The following is a 16,643-nucleotide window of genomic DNA, read 5'->3' on the forward strand; positions in this document are numbered from 1 at the left end:
TTTATAAGAAAAACACCCCAATTTGGAACAGTTTTTCAATTTCGTCTATTTGTTTCTTATCGTTTACAAAAATAATAACTCGGTCGTTTTCTTGAATGACGGTAGATTTGTGGGCAATAATAACTTCTTCGCCTCGCACTACCGCACCTACAATTGCACCTTGTGGCAGTTTTATTTCTCGGATTTGTCTGCCTACCACTTTTGAAGAGCTTTCATCGCCGTGAGCGATGATTTCTACCGCACCGGCAACACCTAATTTTAACGAGGAAACTTGTAAAATGTCGCCCTTTCTAACATAACTTGCTAACTCTGAAATAGTAGCTTGTTGAGGAGAGATTGCAATATCAATAGTACCACCTTGAATAAGGTGTAGATAAGCCGAACGCTGCACTAAAATAATCACTTTTTTTGCACCTAGCCGTTTTGCCAGTAGTGCGGACATAATATTGGCTTCGTCATCGCTCGTTACCGCAAGGAATAAGTCGATATTTTCGATATGCTCTTCAAACAGCAATTCTTCATCAGAAGCATCACCAGTTAAAACAAGTGTGTTGGAGAGTTTCTCAGCTAACTTTTCGGCTAGTTTTGGATTGCGTTCAATAATTTTAACTCGATATTGATCTTCCAAATCTCGTGCCAGAGACGAACCAATACTCCCACCACCTACAATCATAATGCGTTTATGGGGCTTATCTAGGCGTTGTAATTCCCCCATTACCGCTCGGATATGTTGAGTGGCACAGATGAAAAAGACTTCATCGCCTGCTTCAATAATGGTTGAACCTTGTGGCACAATTGCTTTATCTTGTCGGAAAATCGCCACAATACGAGCTTCAATGTGTGGGAGATGATCTCGCAATGCGGAAATCGGGTAGCCCACTAGCGGTCCACCATAATAGGCTTTTACGTTTACAATACTCACTAATTCATTGGCAAATTGGGTAATTTGCAATGCTCCCGGATAGTGAATAAGGCGTAGAATATCTTCTTTTACTAAAATTTCCGGAGCGATAATATGATCAATTGGCAACACATCATTATTAAATAGTCGCTCTCTTTCTCTCACATAATCGGCATTACGAATACGAGCAATTTTGGTCGGAACATTAAATAGCGTATAGGCAATTTGGCAAGCAATCATATTTACTTCATCGCTACTGGTAACGGCAACTAATAAATCTGCATCATTTGCTCCCGCATCTCGGAGTGTTCGAGGAGAGGCAAATTCACCACGAATAACTTGTAAATCGTGCTTATCTTTTAACTTGTCTAAGCGTGCAGGATCGTTGTCGATTAAAACAATATCGTTATCTTCACTCACTAAATTTTCTGCCAGTGTAGAGCCTGCTTGTCCTGCACCTAAAATGATAATTTTCATTTAATTTGCCACTTTTTGTAATTTTGCGTAGAAGAAACCATCGCCACCATTTTGGTGTGGAAAAAACTGCTTTTCCAATACTTTTTCACCGTTAAAATCCATTTCCATTAATTTTGCATTTGGCGTTTCTTGTACAAATCGTTGAATTTGTTCGCTATTTTCTTCAGGTAATACCGAACAAGTTGCATAAAGCAAAATACCGTTGGGTTTCAGTCTATCCCATAATGCTCTTAAAATATTACCTTGTAATTGTGCCAGCTCCGGAATGTCGCTTTCTTGGCGTAGCCATTTAATATCAGGGTGGCGACGAATAACCCCTGTTGCGGAACAAGGGGCATCTAATAAAATACGGTCGAACATTACATCACCGTCTAACCATTCTTGAGGCTTTGAAGCATCACCACAAATCACAGTTGCACTTTGCTGAAGTCTGACTAAATTTTCTCGCACTCGGTTTAAACGGCTTTCTTCAATATCTAATGCGATAACTTTTGCATTCGGTGCTTTTTCTAAAATATGAGTGGTTTTTCCGCCCGGAGCAGCACAGGCATCTAAAATAGTTTCACCATTTTCTGCTCCCAACAATTCTGCCGACCATTGTGCGTGAGCGTCTTGCACCGTTGCCCAACCTTGCTCGAAATTGTGTAGTTGATTTACGCTAACCGGCTTATCTAATAGCAAGGCACAATGAGGGGAACAAGCGGTCAGATTTGCTGAATTTTTTGCAACTACATCGCCAAGTAATACGGCATAGTCTTTTGCTTTGATATGTTGCTGATTGACCCTAATCCACATTGGTGGACGTTGGTTGTTTGCCTCCACAATTTCTCGCCAATTTGGATAGACCTTTTTGAGTTTGTTCACCAGCCATTCAGGGTGTAACGTTTGCCAATGTTTATCTACCTTTGCCAACATTTCGTCCTGCTCTCGCAAGAAACGACGAAGCACACCGTTGGTTAAGGCTCGGAAGCTATCTAATTTTAGCGATTTGGTTGCATTAACTACTTCATCAACCGCTGCGTGGGCGGGCACTCGCATATAAAGCAATTGATATAACCCGACCAGCAATAAGCAATGTACTAAACGGGTTTTGTCTTTTAGGGGTTTTTCTACCAATAATTTGATGATCGATTCAAGGCGAGGCAACACTCTGCACACCCCAAAAGTAATTTCTTGTACCAAAGGTAAATCTTTTGGGTCAAGCTGTTTTTGAGCTTCAGGAATAAGGGTTGAGAGCGATTTCCCTTGATCTAAAACTTGTAAAATAATAGTTGCACTCACTGCTCGAGAAGAAAGTGCTTTTGTAGATTGTTTTTTCATAAATAAAAATGCCATTCGACAGAATGGCACTATTGTAACTGAATGCGAGATTATCTTAAAACTAAAATTGGCTTGTTTGTATTACGAGCAACTTTTACCGTATTAGAGCTTAATCCTTTTGCTTCCGGCTTACTACTTGCAAGCATTAGGATTAAATCAACCGCTTTCTCATCAGCAATACGGCAAATTTCTTCGTAAATTGTGCCATACGCAACAATGTGCTGCACTTTTGAACCTTCAGGAAAATATGCCTCCGTAAACTCGTGCAATTTCTGATTTGCTTCCTCAACAACCGCTTTATCAAAGTTTTTTGGTAAAAACGCTGAAATGAGACTGTTATCCACAGGTTCAATAATAGAAGCCACACGATAAACTGCATTTGGATTATTTGCAGTCATTTTTAACGCAGTATCTACCACATATTTCGCACTTTTAAGATCTGCTAAATCAATAGCTATCAGTATTTTGTTATACATAATAAATCCTATAGGGAGGGAATGCCCTCCCATTTACTTATGATTTTTTCACACGACGACGTTGGTTTAGCACCACGCCAAACACCACTAACAAGGCTGGAATGAAAATCCAATCTTTCGATGGTGCATCTTGTGGAACTGCAACATAGTGAATAGTTTGATCCCAGTTTAAGCCTGCTTTAGCCGCTGGGGAATCAATCTCAACCATATCAATCACCACTTTTGGTGTTTCTACGCCATCAACTTCGATTTTTTCATCAGTTTGAATAAGCGTTAAACCTAAGTTTTTCAAACGTTCTTCGCCGGTTAAACCTTCCGGTACAGGTAATTGAGCGTAGAACTCAATTTCTTTACCGTAAGGGTTCAAACCTTCCACTTTTAAAGTAACGCTTTGACCCACTTTGCTCTCAAGTAATTGTTCTTCAAACTGCACCGGCTCAATATAGCGTTCTGACGGATAAATTCTATCCATAAAGAAGCCCGGACGGAACAAGGCAAATGCCGCAACTACAAGCAACACCGTTTCCCACCATTTGTTTTTGGTAACAATATATTGCATTGTTGCAGAGGTAAAGGCGAGAACCCCAACGGTTGCAGTAATAAAGACTACCCAGCCGTGCCCCGGATAACGCAGATCAATTAATAATAAGTCGGTATTAAAAATAAATAAGAACGGTAAAATTGCTGTTCTTAAGCTATATTTAAACGCAACCATACCTGTATTAATCGGGCTACCGCCTGAAATTGCCGCTGCTGCGAAAGAAGCTAAACCAACAGGTGGGGTAACGTCAGCCATAATCCCGAAATAGAACACAAATAAATGCACAGCAATCAATGGCACAATTAAACCGTTTTGGCGACCAACTTCCACAATCACCGTTGCCATTAATGATGACACCACAATGTAGTTTGCTGTAGTTGGTAAGCCCATACCTAAAATCAAGCTGAAGATAGCAACTAAAATCAACATTAGTACAATGTTGCCCATTGATAGTAACTCAATCACACTTGAGAGCTGCACACCGAAACCTGTTAATGCAACAACCCCCACAATAATACCTGCGGTTGCAGTTGCAAGGGCAATACCCGTCATATTACGACCGCCAGCCTCAAGGCTATCTACCACATCTCGAATACCTTGCTTGATAATCTCTTTCGTTACCGTCTCCTTACGGAAGAAATTGAGTAACGGACGTTGGGTTAATTGAATGAAAATTAATGTAATTGTTCCCCAGAATGCAGATAAACCCGGCGAAAGCATTTCCACCATTAAGCACCAAAGCAACACAACAACAGGAATGAGGTAATGTAAGCCTGCATTTACGGTTGGTTTTCTTTTTGGTAGAGAGACAATCTCTGAATTTGGATCGTCCGCTTCTAAATCAGGGTAGTTTGCTACACGGCGAATTGCCAGTAAATACCACAAGCCTAAGAAGACGCAAACGATAATGAAGGCATAATCTTCAGCAACATTACGAATCCAACCTAAACCGTAGTAAACCCCGATAGCCAGACCAACAATCACTAAAATTGAAGCAACAGTTCTTAACAAGAAAACTAAAATCGGGCTTGGTTCTTCCGCTCTTGGTAAGCCTTGTAAATTCATCTTACAAGCTTCTAAATGCACGATATAAACCAATGCGATATAAGAAATCAATGCCGGTAAGAAGGCGTGCGTAATCAATTGACTATATGGCATATTCACATATTCAATCATCAAAAATGCCGCTGCTCCCATTACCGGTGGCATAATCTGTCCGTTCACGGAAGATGCCACTTCCACCGCACCCGCTTTTTCTTTAGTAAAACCAACACGTTTCATCATTGGAATAGTGAACGTACCTGTGGTTACCACATTCGCAATTGATGAACCTGAAATTAATCCTGTTAATGCAGAAGAGACTACCGCTGCTTTTGCAGGACCACCACGCAAATGCCCTAAATAAGCAAAAGCGGTCTTAATGAAATAGTTACCTGCACCGGCTTTGTCTAACAATGCACCAAACAACACAAACAAGAACACATATTTCGTTGAAACACCGAGTGCAACACCAAACACCCCTTCGGTGGTAATCCATTGTTGGTTAATAATTTGGGAAAGTGAACCTGAGCGATGGCTTACAATCCAATCAGCAGGGAAATATTGCCCGAAGAAGTTATAAATCAGGAACACAATCGCAATAATAACAAGCGGCAAGCCTAAGCTACGACGAGTAGCTTCAAGCACTAATAAAATCCCTAAGCAACCTGCGATAATATCTTGTGTATTAGGTGCACCAAAGCGTTTTACCAAGCCTTCATAGAAGAAAATATAGTACAACGCCAAGCAAGCTCCGACTATCGCAAACACCCAATCAATCTTTGGAATACGATGTTTTGGCGAAGTTGCAAAGGCAGGATAAGACAGGAAAGCCAAGAACATCGCAAAGGCTAAGTGGATAGAACGAGCTTTGGTGTCATCTACCACCACATTCAAGTTAATACCTGCTTGGGTAAGCCATTCTTGGAAAACAAATGGCAATGGAGAAGCGTAGTAAATTTGGAAGATAGACCAAAGAATAGCGACATACACAATGGCTTTTTTCGCCAAACCGGACGGAGTTCGACCACCTGTATCGTTTGAAGCGACCATATCTTGTAGGTCATCATAATCAGCTTTAGATTCAACCGACATAATAATTCCTCAAAAAGACAAGCGGTCATATTTGATAAAAAATTTGCAAATTTTCTCGAAAAAACCACCGCTTGCTAAACAAAATACTATGGATAACTTATAGATCAAAAGGAAAAATCGATAAATTATCAACAGCCTTATAAACGCAAAAAACCAGCACGCCAAAAAACGTGCTGATTACGCATAAATCTAAGATAAAAGCGGACTATTTAATCCAACCTTTCTCTTTGTAGTAACGCACAGCCCCTTCGTGTAACGGAGCAGAAAGTGCATTTTTAATCATTTCTTCTTGTTTTAAATTTTCAAACGCCGGGTGTAAACGTTTGAAACGGTCGAAGTTATCAAATACCGCTTTAGTTACGTTATACACTTTATCTGAATCAACATCGGCAGAAGTTACTAAGGTTGCATACACACCGAAGGTTTCTGTTGGTTCATCAGAACCTTTATATAAACCGCCCGGAATAGTTGCTTTTGCATAGTATGAGTGATCTGCCACTAATTTATCGATTTCAGGACCGGTTACCGGTACTAATTTTGCATCACAAGATGCTGCTGCTTCTTTTAACGCACCGTTCGGATGACCTACATTATAAGTGATTGCATCTAAGTTGTTATCACACATTACCGATGCCATTTCAGCCGGTTTTAACTCAGAAGCCACTTTAAAATCTTTATCCGTCCAACCTTTTGCAGCTAAGATAACATTCATTGTTGCACGAGTGCCGGAACCAGGATCACCCACGTTTACACGTTTTGCTTTTAAATCATCGAAAGATTTGATATTCGCATCAGTACGAGCCATTACGGTGAATGGTTCAGGGTGAAGTGAGAAAATAGCACGGATCTTATCGTTTTTCTTACCTTCAAATGAGCTTGAGCCATTATATGCGTGATATTGCCAGTCTGATTGTGCAATACCCATATCCATTTCTTTCGCTGCAATTGAGTTTAGGTTTGCAACCGAAGCTCCGGTTGAAGGTGCATTACATTTTAAACCTGTTTTCGCTGAATCACGGTTTACTAATTGGCAGATTGATTGACCTACAACATAATAAACCCCGGTTTGACCACCTGTACCGATAGTTACGAACGTTTCAGCCGCTTGAACTGAAGCAGTTCCCATCACAAGGCTTGCAAGGAAAGAAAGTTTGACTAATTTTTTCATTTTTTAGCTCCTAAATATTAAGAGGGAAAATAAGAATTTTTGTTTTTGAGCCACCGCTCCAAACACCATAAGAGATACGAAACTTCTTTGAGTTGCATTTGCCTCTTGGATTTTGAGTTTTAACATAGATTTTTAAATTAGTAAATTTATTTTTAATAATAAAAAATTCTATTCTGAATTAATTTGATGCAAAAGTTTCACAATCTCGTAACAAATGTACATCACCTTTGCGTCTCAAAAAACCGGAACGGTCGAAATATTCAATTAACTGAACTGTTAATTTTCGCCCATAACCTAACTCATCACGCAATTGATTCACCGAAATCGAGCCATTTTCCGCTATAAATTTCTTAATCAATGCGGCAAATTCGCTAATTTGCTCACTTAATAAGAAGCGGTCTTTCACAATCGGGATCAAATAACCTAACTTTCCTGCTTTATACAGAAGATTACGCATTTGGGTTTCATCAATAGAGAGCGAGCTCGCAATATCTCGCACCCAAAGTGCTTGATTAGTTGCTTCAAAAAGCGGTCGAATTTGTTGCCAAATTTGCAATTCGCTCGCATTAAACTCAATGCGATGTTCAGGCAAGTGCAACCAACCTCGGCTATTTGCCAAGACTTTTTGCTCCACCAAATCATCAATAAATTGATTAGCCAAATGTTCAGGCAAATCCAATAACGCAATGCGATATAAACGGGCTTTGGTTACACCGATTTGATCTTGGTGCTGCTGATGATATTCCGCCATTTTTTCCAACACTCGTTGCTGAGCTTGGGCTTTAAAATCGGCATTGAATAACCATTTTGAAGAAACATCAAAGCCAAGTTTTGCAATATCTTCAGCAAAACATTGCTCCGCCCATAATAGTAACGGCAAATCCATTGCTCTGTTTTGCAGATAAAGATCAATGCGTGCTGAAAAATCATTACAAGCGGTCGTTTTTGCTAAATTTTTTACCAATGCTAAACGCTCATCCGTGCGTTTATGGCGTTTCGGCGAGTGGATTTCCAACACTTCCGCCCCCGCTAAAGTTTGGCTGTCATCGCCACTGCGGATAATCAACTTATCATTTACCGCAATATGCAATGGCTCGTCTAAAATCACTTCTGCAAAATATTGCTGATTTTTGACCGCTTGTTTGCCCTCAAGCAAATTGAGTTTGCCTGTAATATGCGAGGCGAAGTGGTACAAATGGACAATGCTATTCTCTTTTAAGGCTTGATTTGCCGTAAGTAAAACCGTAATACGGTCGGTGGCAAATCTCGGCTCAAGCTCGGTAATCCAATCGCCACGCTTGATTTCTTCTTTTTCCACGTTTGCAATATTTAACGCCAAACGTTGCCCTGCTACTCCCATTTCCGAAGGTGTATTTTGGGCGTGAATGGCTTTCACACGCACTTTTTTACCGTTCGACAAAAACAACTCAGAGCCAACGCTAACTTTGCCTGCCACCGTTGTACCTGTTACCACCAAGCCCGCTCCTTTCACATTAAATACACGGTCAATCGCATAACGGAACGGCTTATTTATTTGGTGATTTTGCTGATTAAGCTGAATTAAATGAGCTTTTAATTCTTCAATACCTTGCAATGTTTTGGCTGAGGTAACAAAAGTTTTCGCCTCCGCTAAAAACGGGTAAACGGTTTTCACTTGTTCGATTAGCCGGCTAATTTGCGATGCGTCAACTCTGTCCGCTTTGGTAAGCACAATCATAATATGCTGGAAATTCAGCAAACGCAAAATTTCCAGATGTTCTTCTGTTTGTGGTTTAATGCCTTCTTCGGCAGAAATAACCAATAATGCGTGGTTAATACCGCCCAAACCTGCCAACATATTGGATAAAAAACGCTGATGCCCCGGCACATCAATGAAGCCTAAAATATCGTTATCTATCGGCAAGTAAGCATAGCCTAAATCAATGGTCAGCCCCCGTTTTTGTTCTTCGGGAAGATGGGTTGTATCTGTGCCGGTTAAGGCTTGTAAAAGAGAGGTTTTGCCGTGATCGACGTGCCCTGCGGTTACAAAAATCATTCTTTCTCCAACATTGTTAGTAATTGTTCAAACTCCGCCACCGATCTTAAATCCAACCAAAATTTCTGTGCTGAAAATCTGCCGATAATCGGGCTTGGGAAGGTTTTAAATTGTTTTTCCAATGCGAGTAAATCGCTCTGTTTTTCGGCGGAAATGGTTACCGCTACCGAAGGTAAGGTTTCAGACGGTAACGCACCACTGCCGATTTGTGCGATGCTGGGTTCAATTTGCAAAGTATAAGTGGAATTTAACCGCTTGCTTAATGCGGCTTTTAGTCGTTCGGCTTTATGTTGTAGTACTTCGACCGATTGGGTGAGTAAGTTTAAAGTCGGTAAATCTTGTGTGATTTTGTCAGGGAATAAATAGTGGCGAAGTGTTGCTTCAAGAGCGGATAAAATTACTTTATCGCAACGTAGCACCCGTTTTAATGGGTGTTGTTGCAACTGTTCAATCATCGCTTTGCTCCCCACAATAATACCGGCTTGTGGACCACCTAATAATTTATCACCCGAAAATGAAATCAAACTCACACCCGCTGCCACTTTTTGTTGCACCATTGGTTCAGCAGGTAGATTTAACGCTCGCATATCGGTTAGCGAGCCGCTGCCTAAATCGCTAATTACAGGCAAGTTAAACTCTTTGCCTAATGCAACCAATTCTTCTTCCGACACCGAGCTGGTAAAGCCTTCAATGTGGTAATTACTGGTGTGGACTTTCATTAAAAAGGCGGTATTTTCGGTGATCGCATTACGATAATCTTTCAAATGGGTACGGTTGGTTGTACCAACTTCCACCAACTTACAGCCCGCTTGAGCCATAATATCAGGAATGCGAAATGCTCCACCAATTTCCACCAATTCGCCACGAGAAACAATCACCTCTTTACCTTGAGCAAAAGTGGCAAGCATTAACAACACCGCTGCGGCATTATTATTTACTACGCAAGCCGCCTCAGCACCCGTAAGCTTTTGCATTAATTCAGAAATATAATTATCACGGTGCGAGCGTTTGCCCTCCGAAATATCAAACTCTAACGCCACATTATTTCGCATTGCGTTGGTGGCTGCTTCAACCGCTTTTTCTGACCATAATCCACGCCCCAAATTTGTATGCAGCACCGTGCCGGTAAGGTTAAAGACGGTTTGAATTTTTACTTCACTCAATGCTTGAAGTTGATTTGCCAAGCAAGCAAAAAATTCATTTTCATCAGTAATAAAAGAGGGAACAGCGTGATGATTGACAATAAATTGCCGAGCCTGTTCAATCAGTAGGCGTGATTGTTCCACCACCGCAGAATGTGTAAATTTTTGGCATAATTCGACCGCTTGCGGTTGCTTTAAGAGATGGTCTATGGACGGAATTTGGCGAAATAGTTGCTGCATAATAGGTTTCTTTAAGAGAATAATTTGGATAATTCTAATAAATAAAGTAGAATATTGCCACATATTCGGAAGTGCGTCATCTCCGGTGAGGTGGCAGGATTTCAAATCCTGTTGAGGACGCCAGCGTTCTCGGGTGGGTTCGACTCCCATTCACTTCCGCCAAATTCTAAAAGCCGTTAGCAATAACGGCTTTTTCGTTTTTACACATCACATAGCTAAATTTTTATCAAAAATGCGACCTATCTCACATTTTTTCACTTTTCTATTTGTAGTAAATATTTATTAAAGTATAATTATTTGGAGTATTTCTTCACACCAAAATCTAGTCCATTGACTACCTTTTGAAATCTAAAAAAGGAAACGTTATGTCAAAACTATCTCGTGATACTATTTTAAACAAAATTCAAAACGGGCTGATTGCCTCTTGCCAACCGGTGGACGATGGTCCGATGGATAAACCCGAAATTGTTGCTGCAATGGCAGCCGCCTCTGTGATTGGGGGTGCAAAAGGCATCCGCATTGAGGGTGTGGATAATTTAAAAGCCACCCGTCCTGTGATTAATGTGCCAATTATCGGTATTGTAAAACGTGATTTACCCGATTCGCCAGTTCGTATTACTCCATTCTTAGAAGATATTGATGCTCTCGCTGATGCCGGTGCCGATATTATTGCCGTGGATGGTACGTTCCGTACTCGCCCTGTGAGTATTGAAGATGCAGTAAAACGCATTCACGAAAAAGGCTGTTTAGCGATGGCAGACTGCTCAAACCTAGAAGAAGGCTTACATTGCCAACAGTTAGGTTTTGATATTGTAGGCAGTACAATGTCGGGCTACACAGGCGGACCAATTCCTGACGAGCCGGATTATCAATTAGTAAAAGATTTAAAAGCTGCAGGTTGTAATGTGATGGCGGAAGGTCGTTACAACACTCCGGAACTAGCCAAAGTCGCGATTGAAATCGGTGCCGATTATGTAACGGTGGGTTCAGCTTTAACACGCCTAGAGCATATCGTCAGTTGGTTTGCAGATTCGGTGAAATCTGCTCAAAAATAGAGGTAACGTATGCGTTGTTTAGCTATAGATATTGGTGGTACGAAAATTGCGACGGCGATTGTTCACAACAATCAAGTGGAACAACGTAAGCAAATTCAAACCCCAACCGATAGACCTCAAGAAGATCAGGCGGAAAGTTTACACCAAGCTATTTCAGAGATTATGCAAGGCTACCAAGGGCAATTTGATTTTATTGCGGTTGCCTCAACCGGCATTATCAACCAAGGGGTTTTAACCGCCCTAAACCCTAAAAACTTGGGCGGATTGGCAGAATTCCCACTGAAAGAGAGCATCGCTCACCACACCGATAAGCCGATTGGTTTATTAAATGATGTACAAGCAGCGGTATGTGCGGAATATTTATTTGAGAACGCACAAGCGGTCAAAAACTTTGTATTTATTACCGTTTCCACCGGCGTAGGCGGCGGTATTATTTTAAACGGCGAGTTACAAACCGGTCCGAACGGCATTGCCGGTCATATCGGACACACGCTTGCTGATCCAAACGGTCCTGTTTGCGGTTGTGGTCGAGTGGGTTGTGTTGAAGCCATTGCTGCCGGCAGAGCGATTGAGGCAGTTTCCAGCAAATGGGCGGAGCCTTGCTCACCTAAGGAAGTATTCGAACGCTTTAGACAAGGTAATCAACAAGCGGTCGAATTAGTAGAAAAATCTGCAAAAGCCATTGCTAATTTAATTGCAGATTTAAAAATCAGTTTAGATATACAAAAAGTGGTTTTAGGTGGTAGTGTGGGCTTGGCGGAAGGGTATTTGCCGCTTGTTCAACGCTACTTATCAGAAATGCCTACTGTTTATCAGTGTGCATTAGAAAATGCAAAATCTGGACAAGATGCCGGCTTAATCGGTGCAGCATATTGGGCGGAAAATCGCATTAAACAAGGATTAACTCTTTAACCAAACTCTTATTTTGGAGATTCAAATGAAAAATTTAAAAGGTATTTTTAGTGCGTTACTCGTTTCTTTTAACGAAGACGGCACGATCAACGAGAAAGGTTTACGTCAAATCGTCCGCTACAACATCGACAAGATGAAAGTGGACGGTTTATATGTGGGCGGCTCAACCGGTGAAAACTTTATGCTTTCAACCGAAGAGAAAAAAGAAATTTTCCGTATTGCGAAAGATGAAGCGAAAGACGAAATTGCATTAATCGCTCAAGTGGGTAGCGTAAACTTAAAAGAAGCGGTAGAGCTCGGTAAATACGCAACCGAATTAGGCTACGACAGCCTATCAGCGGTAACACCGTTCTACTACAAATTCAGCTTTGCGGAAATCAAAAACTTCTACGAAACCATTATTCGTGAAACCGGCAACAAAATGATTGTTTATTCCATCCCGTTCTTAACAGGGGTAAACATCGGTGTGAGCCAATTCGCAGAATTATTTGAAAATGAAAAAATCATCGGTGTGAAATTCACCGCTGGCGATTTCTATCTATTAGAGCGTCTGCGTAAAGCGTTCCCTAACCACTTAATCTATGCAGGTTTCGATGAAATGATGTTACCAGCAACCGTATTAGGTGTAGACGGTGCAATCGGCTCAACCTTCAACGTAAACGGTATCCGTGCGCGTCAAATCTTTGAATTAGCACGTGAAGGTAAAATCAAAGAAGCATTTGAAATCCAAAACGTAACCAACGATTTAATCGAAGGCATTTTAGGCAACGGTTTATATCAAACCATCAAAGGCTTATTGGAAGAAGAAGGTGTTGAAGCTGGTTACTGCCGTGAGCCAATGACGAAAGAACTCAACGCACAACAAAAAGCAGTTGTGAAAGAGTTAAAAGCGAAATTCCTATAATTTCTTATAAAACTACAATAAAGCAATAAAACTTTGCACCTTGATGTAACCAACTACTCAAGGTGCTTTTTTATATTTGCAAAGCCTCCCATCTTCGCTAGAATACTCCAACTATTTCTAACAAGAGATTTACTATGACATCAATTTGCATTATTACCGGCAGTACCTTAGGCGGAGCGGAATATGTTGCCGATCACCTTAATGATGTATTAAGCAGCCAAGGTTTTGAGGTGGAGTTATTTAACCAAGCGACCCTTGCCGATATTGAAGGGAAATCGCATTTAATTGTGGTAACTTCTACCCACGGAGCAGGAGAGCTACCGGATAATATCCAACCGCTTTTTAATGATTTAGCCGCAAGCTCTGCCGATTTCAGTGCAATGAAATTTGGTGTGATTGGCTTAGGCAGTTCCGATTACGACACTTTCTGCAATGCGGTCAATATTGTCGAAAATGCGTTGAAAGCTAAAGGTGCAAACCAAGTGTGCGAATCGCTACGCATTGATGTGGTGAATAATTTTGACCACGATGCAAGTGCTGAAGAGTGGTTACCTAATTTTTTGGAAAAACTATAAAGGCTGCCAAATGAACAAAGCAAAATGGATTAAAGTTGCCATTATTTTAGTTTATCTGTTTAGTCCGGTGGATATTTTACCTGAGGCGATTTTAGGTCCGCTTGGCTTAGTGGATGATGCCGCCGCAATTTTATTACTGATTCAAACCCTTCTGAAAAAATAACTTGCAAAAAATTGATAAAAAAAGACCGCTTGTAGAGGTTACAAGCGGTCTTTTTTCGCTAGAATTTTGCCAATTATGCTTTCACGTTTTCTTTTAAGAAATCAAGTAAGCTCTCTTTGGCTATCATCTGTTTCTCACCGTTGCGGCGGTTTTTGTATTCAATCTCGCCATTTTCAAGGTTTTTCTCGCCAATTACTACCATATGTGGCACACCGATTAATTCCATATCCGCAAACATCACACCCGGGCGTTCTTTACGATCATCAAAAATCACATCAACACCTTGTGCTTTTAAGGTTGAATATAACTCTTCTGCAAAGGCTTGAACGCTTTCTGATTTGTGCATATTCATTGGCACAATTGCTACCGTAAATGGTGCAATTTCATCGCTTGGCCAGATAATACCACGCTCATCGTGATGTTGCTCAATCGCAGCCGCAACCACACGGGTTACACCGATACCGTAACAACCCATTGTCATCACTAGCGGTTTACCGTCTTCGCCTTGAACGGTTGCTTTCATCGCTTCGGAATATTTTTTCCCTAATTGGAAAATATGCCCTACTTCGATACCACGCTTGATTTGAAGCGTACCTTTACCGTCCGGGCTTGGGTCGCCTTCCACTACATTTCGCAAGTCAAACGTTTCCAGCATTGCCACATCACGTTCCCAGTTCACGTTGAAGTAGTGTTTACCATCAATGTTTGCACCACAACCGAAATCTGACATCAACGCTACAGAGCGGTCGATAATCGCCGGAATTGGTAAGTTAATTACGCCTAATGAACCCACGCTCGCCCCGATTTTGGCTTTAATCTCCGCTTCATCAGCAAATTCAAGAGGGTCTGCCACTAACGGATGTTTTTGGGCTTTGATTTCGTTTAAATCGTGGTCGCCACGAATCACTAATGCGATTAATGGTTGTTCTTCGGTTGAACCTTTTACGATCAAGGTTTTCACCGTTTTTTCAATCGCTAAACCGTGATTTTCCACTAACTCATTGATTGTTTTTGCATTTGGCGTATCCACTAATTCCATTGCCGCCGTTGGTGCTTGGCGTTCACCCACCGCAACCGCTTCCGCCAATTCAATATTTGCCGCAAAATCTGACTCAGTTGAGAACACCACATCATCTTCGCCACTTGAAGCTAACACTTGGAACTCGTGCGAAGCCGAGCCACCAATTGAACCGGTATCCGCTTGCACCGCACGAAAATCTAAGCCAAGACGGGTAAAGATGTTGCTGTAAACTTGGTACATCACATCATAGGTTTCTTGTAGGCTCTCTTTGTCTGTGTGGAAAGAGTAAGCATCTTTCATCACAAACTCACGAGAACGCATTACGCCGAAACGAGGGCGAACTTCATCACGGAATTTGGTTTGGATTTGGTAAAGATTCAGCGGAAGTTGTTTGTATGAAGAAACTTCTCGGCGAACTAAATCGGTAATCACTTCTTCGTGTGTTGGACCAAGCACGAAATCACGCTCACCACGATCTTTAAAACGTAGCAATTCCGGACCATAATCGTTCCAACGACCGGATTCCACCCACAATTCCGCAGGCTGAACCACCGGCATTAATACCTCAATCGCCCCGCCTTTGTTCATTTCTTCACGAATGATATTTTCCACTTTTTTCAACACACGAATCCCGGTTGGCAACCAGTTATATAAACCGGAAGCCATCGGGCGAATCATACCCGCACGCAACATTAATTGGTGGCTGACGACTTGTGCATCGTTCGGGGTTTCTTTCAGGGTTGAAAATAAATACTGACTTGTACGCATTGTTATTCCTATTTCTCTTAAATATTAAAATCTCAAAAATCTGCTTATTTTAAAACAAAAGCGGTCAAATTTCCGATCTTTTTTGCAATTTGCAAAATTTTTCGGAAATTTAACCGCTTGTTGTGTATCGCGTTAAAAAAATGTTAGGATAAGGAAAACTTGATAAAGGAGATCAACTATGGCTAGAATATTTTTATTAATTGCACTGGTTTTAGTAGCATTTATTGGCGGTAATTATCTGATCGGCAATAACGATAAGAAAGAAGAAAAAGTAGAAACGGTTGAACCGGCAAAAACGGAAGCTCAACAACCATCTCAACAAGTTGCAGAGCAACACAAAGAGTTGGAGGTGAAAAAACCTGAGCCTCTTCCGCCTGTTACAAAAGAAGAAGCGGCAGCTCAAGCAAAAGATTCTGAACCAACACCAGCACCGAGTGAGCAACAAGCATTACCGGAAGAACAATCACTTGAAGGTCAGCAACAGCAGCAACCTGTTGATGTTCCACAAGCTAATCAAGCTCAACCAGAGCCAAAAACATTAGCCAATGAGCAAAAACCAGAAGCTCACGCAAAAATGCTTGAGCACAATCCAACCTCAGCATCAACAGGCGTAACACCTGAGACTAAACCAGCCGTTCAGCAAACCACCCCTGAAGAATTATCTAAAGCCGTGGGTCAAGAAGAACCTGCTCCGCATAAAGAGCAAGCCTTACCGGAAGAGCAATCTTTAGAAGGTCATCGAGAGCAAAAAGCGGAACAACAACCAGAAACTAATAAGCAGTAATTCTTTCTAACAAAAAACACCTTCATTG

14 protein-coding genes and 1 tRNA gene are annotated in these 16,643 nt (G+C 41.3%); 7 read left to right on the forward strand and 8 right to left on the reverse strand.

What is annotated here, in order from left to right; genetic code table 11:
* Nucleotide 1: 1 nt before the first annotated feature.
* The 7 genes from trkA to selA all read right to left on the reverse strand — a co-directional run bounded on the left by trkA (nt 2) and on the right by selA (nt 10,433).
* On the reverse strand, nt 2-1,378 hold the full coding sequence (gene trkA, locus ACJHV0_RS10405; RefSeq protein WP_483134156.1) for a Trk system potassium transporter TrkA: 1,377 nt from the start codon (nt 1,376-1,378) through the stop codon (nt 2-4).
* The gene (gene rsmB / locus ACJHV0_RS10410; protein WP_483134157.1) at nt 1,379-2,713 is read right to left on the reverse strand and encodes a 16S rRNA (cytosine(967)-C(5))-methyltransferase RsmB; all 1,335 of its coding nucleotides are present in this window, start codon (nt 2,711-2,713) and stop codon (nt 1,379-1,381) included.
* A 35-nt stretch (nt 2,714-2,748) separates the two neighbouring features.
* Nucleotides 2,749-3,174, reverse strand: coding sequence for a universal stress protein (locus tag ACJHV0_RS10415; protein WP_483134158.1), 426 nt, complete (start codon nt 3,172-3,174; stop codon nt 2,749-2,751).
* Between the two features lie 37 nt (nt 3,175-3,211).
* The gene (locus ACJHV0_RS10420; RefSeq protein ID WP_483134159.1) at nt 3,212-5,848 is read right to left on the reverse strand and encodes a TRAP transporter permease; all 2,637 of its coding nucleotides are present in this window, start codon (nt 5,846-5,848) and stop codon (nt 3,212-3,214) included.
* Between the two features lie 205 nt (nt 5,849-6,053).
* Nucleotides 6,054-7,016 carry a TAXI family TRAP transporter solute-binding subunit gene (locus ACJHV0_RS10425; protein ID WP_483134160.1) on the reverse strand — a complete coding sequence of 321 codons (963 nt, stop codon included), beginning with the start codon at nt 7,014-7,016 and terminating at the stop codon, nt 6,054-6,056.
* A 178-nt stretch (nt 7,017-7,194) separates the two neighbouring features.
* A complete protein-coding gene (gene selB, locus ACJHV0_RS10430; protein ID WP_483134161.1) occupies nt 7,195-9,051 on the reverse strand; it encodes a selenocysteine-specific translation elongation factor in 1,857 nt (618 codons plus the stop codon).
* Nucleotides 9,048-10,433: an L-seryl-tRNA(Sec) selenium transferase gene (gene selA, locus ACJHV0_RS10435; RefSeq protein ID WP_483134162.1), complete on the reverse strand. Its 1,386-nt coding sequence runs from the start codon at nt 10,431-10,433 to the stop codon at nt 9,048-9,050. The genes selB and selA overlap by 4 nt, the downstream gene beginning before the upstream one ends.
* 67 nt (nt 10,434-10,500) lie before the next feature.
* On the opposite strand from selA, the gene ACJHV0_RS10440 reads away from it, so the two are divergent.
* From ACJHV0_RS10440 to ACJHV0_RS10465, 6 genes are all read left to right on the forward strand, one after another.
* Nucleotides 10,501-10,595 (forward strand) — tRNA-Sec (locus tag ACJHV0_RS10440).
* A 203-nt stretch (nt 10,596-10,798) separates the two neighbouring features.
* The gene (locus ACJHV0_RS10445) at nt 10,799-11,488 is read left to right on the forward strand and encodes an N-acetylmannosamine-6-phosphate 2-epimerase (protein ID WP_334234554.1); all 690 of its coding nucleotides are present in this window, start codon (nt 10,799-10,801) and stop codon (nt 11,486-11,488) included.
* A gap of 9 nt (nt 11,489-11,497) precedes the next feature.
* On the forward strand, nt 11,498-12,400 hold the full coding sequence (locus ACJHV0_RS10450) for an N-acetylmannosamine kinase (RefSeq protein ID WP_283386635.1): 903 nt from the start codon (nt 11,498-11,500) through the stop codon (nt 12,398-12,400).
* A 25-nt stretch (nt 12,401-12,425) separates the two neighbouring features.
* On the forward strand, nt 12,426-13,304 hold the full coding sequence (gene nanA / locus ACJHV0_RS10455) for an N-acetylneuraminate lyase (protein WP_283386636.1): 879 nt from the start codon (nt 12,426-12,428) through the stop codon (nt 13,302-13,304).
* A gap of 134 nt (nt 13,305-13,438) precedes the next feature.
* Nucleotides 13,439-13,879 (forward strand): FMN-binding protein MioC, encoded by a 441-nt coding sequence (gene mioC / locus ACJHV0_RS10460; protein WP_483134163.1) that lies wholly within the window; start codon nt 13,439-13,441, stop codon nt 13,877-13,879.
* Between the two features lie 10 nt (nt 13,880-13,889).
* Nucleotides 13,890-14,042 (forward strand): DUF1232 domain-containing protein, encoded by a 153-nt coding sequence (locus ACJHV0_RS10465; protein WP_070065725.1) that lies wholly within the window; start codon nt 13,890-13,892, stop codon nt 14,040-14,042.
* Between the two features lie 73 nt (nt 14,043-14,115).
* Here the strand turns inward: ACJHV0_RS10465 and proS are convergent, their stop codons facing one another.
* A complete protein-coding gene (proS, locus tag ACJHV0_RS10470) occupies nt 14,116-15,831 on the reverse strand; it encodes a proline--tRNA ligase (protein WP_483134164.1) in 1,716 nt (571 codons plus the stop codon).
* A 178-nt stretch (nt 15,832-16,009) separates the two neighbouring features.
* On the opposite strand from proS, the gene ACJHV0_RS10475 reads away from it, so the two are divergent.
* A complete protein-coding gene (locus ACJHV0_RS10475) occupies nt 16,010-16,615 on the forward strand; it encodes a hypothetical protein (RefSeq protein ID WP_483134165.1) in 606 nt (201 codons plus the stop codon).
* Nucleotides 16,616-16,643: the final 28 nt, after the last annotated feature.

Source organism: Mannheimia sp. (assembly GCF_056854775.1).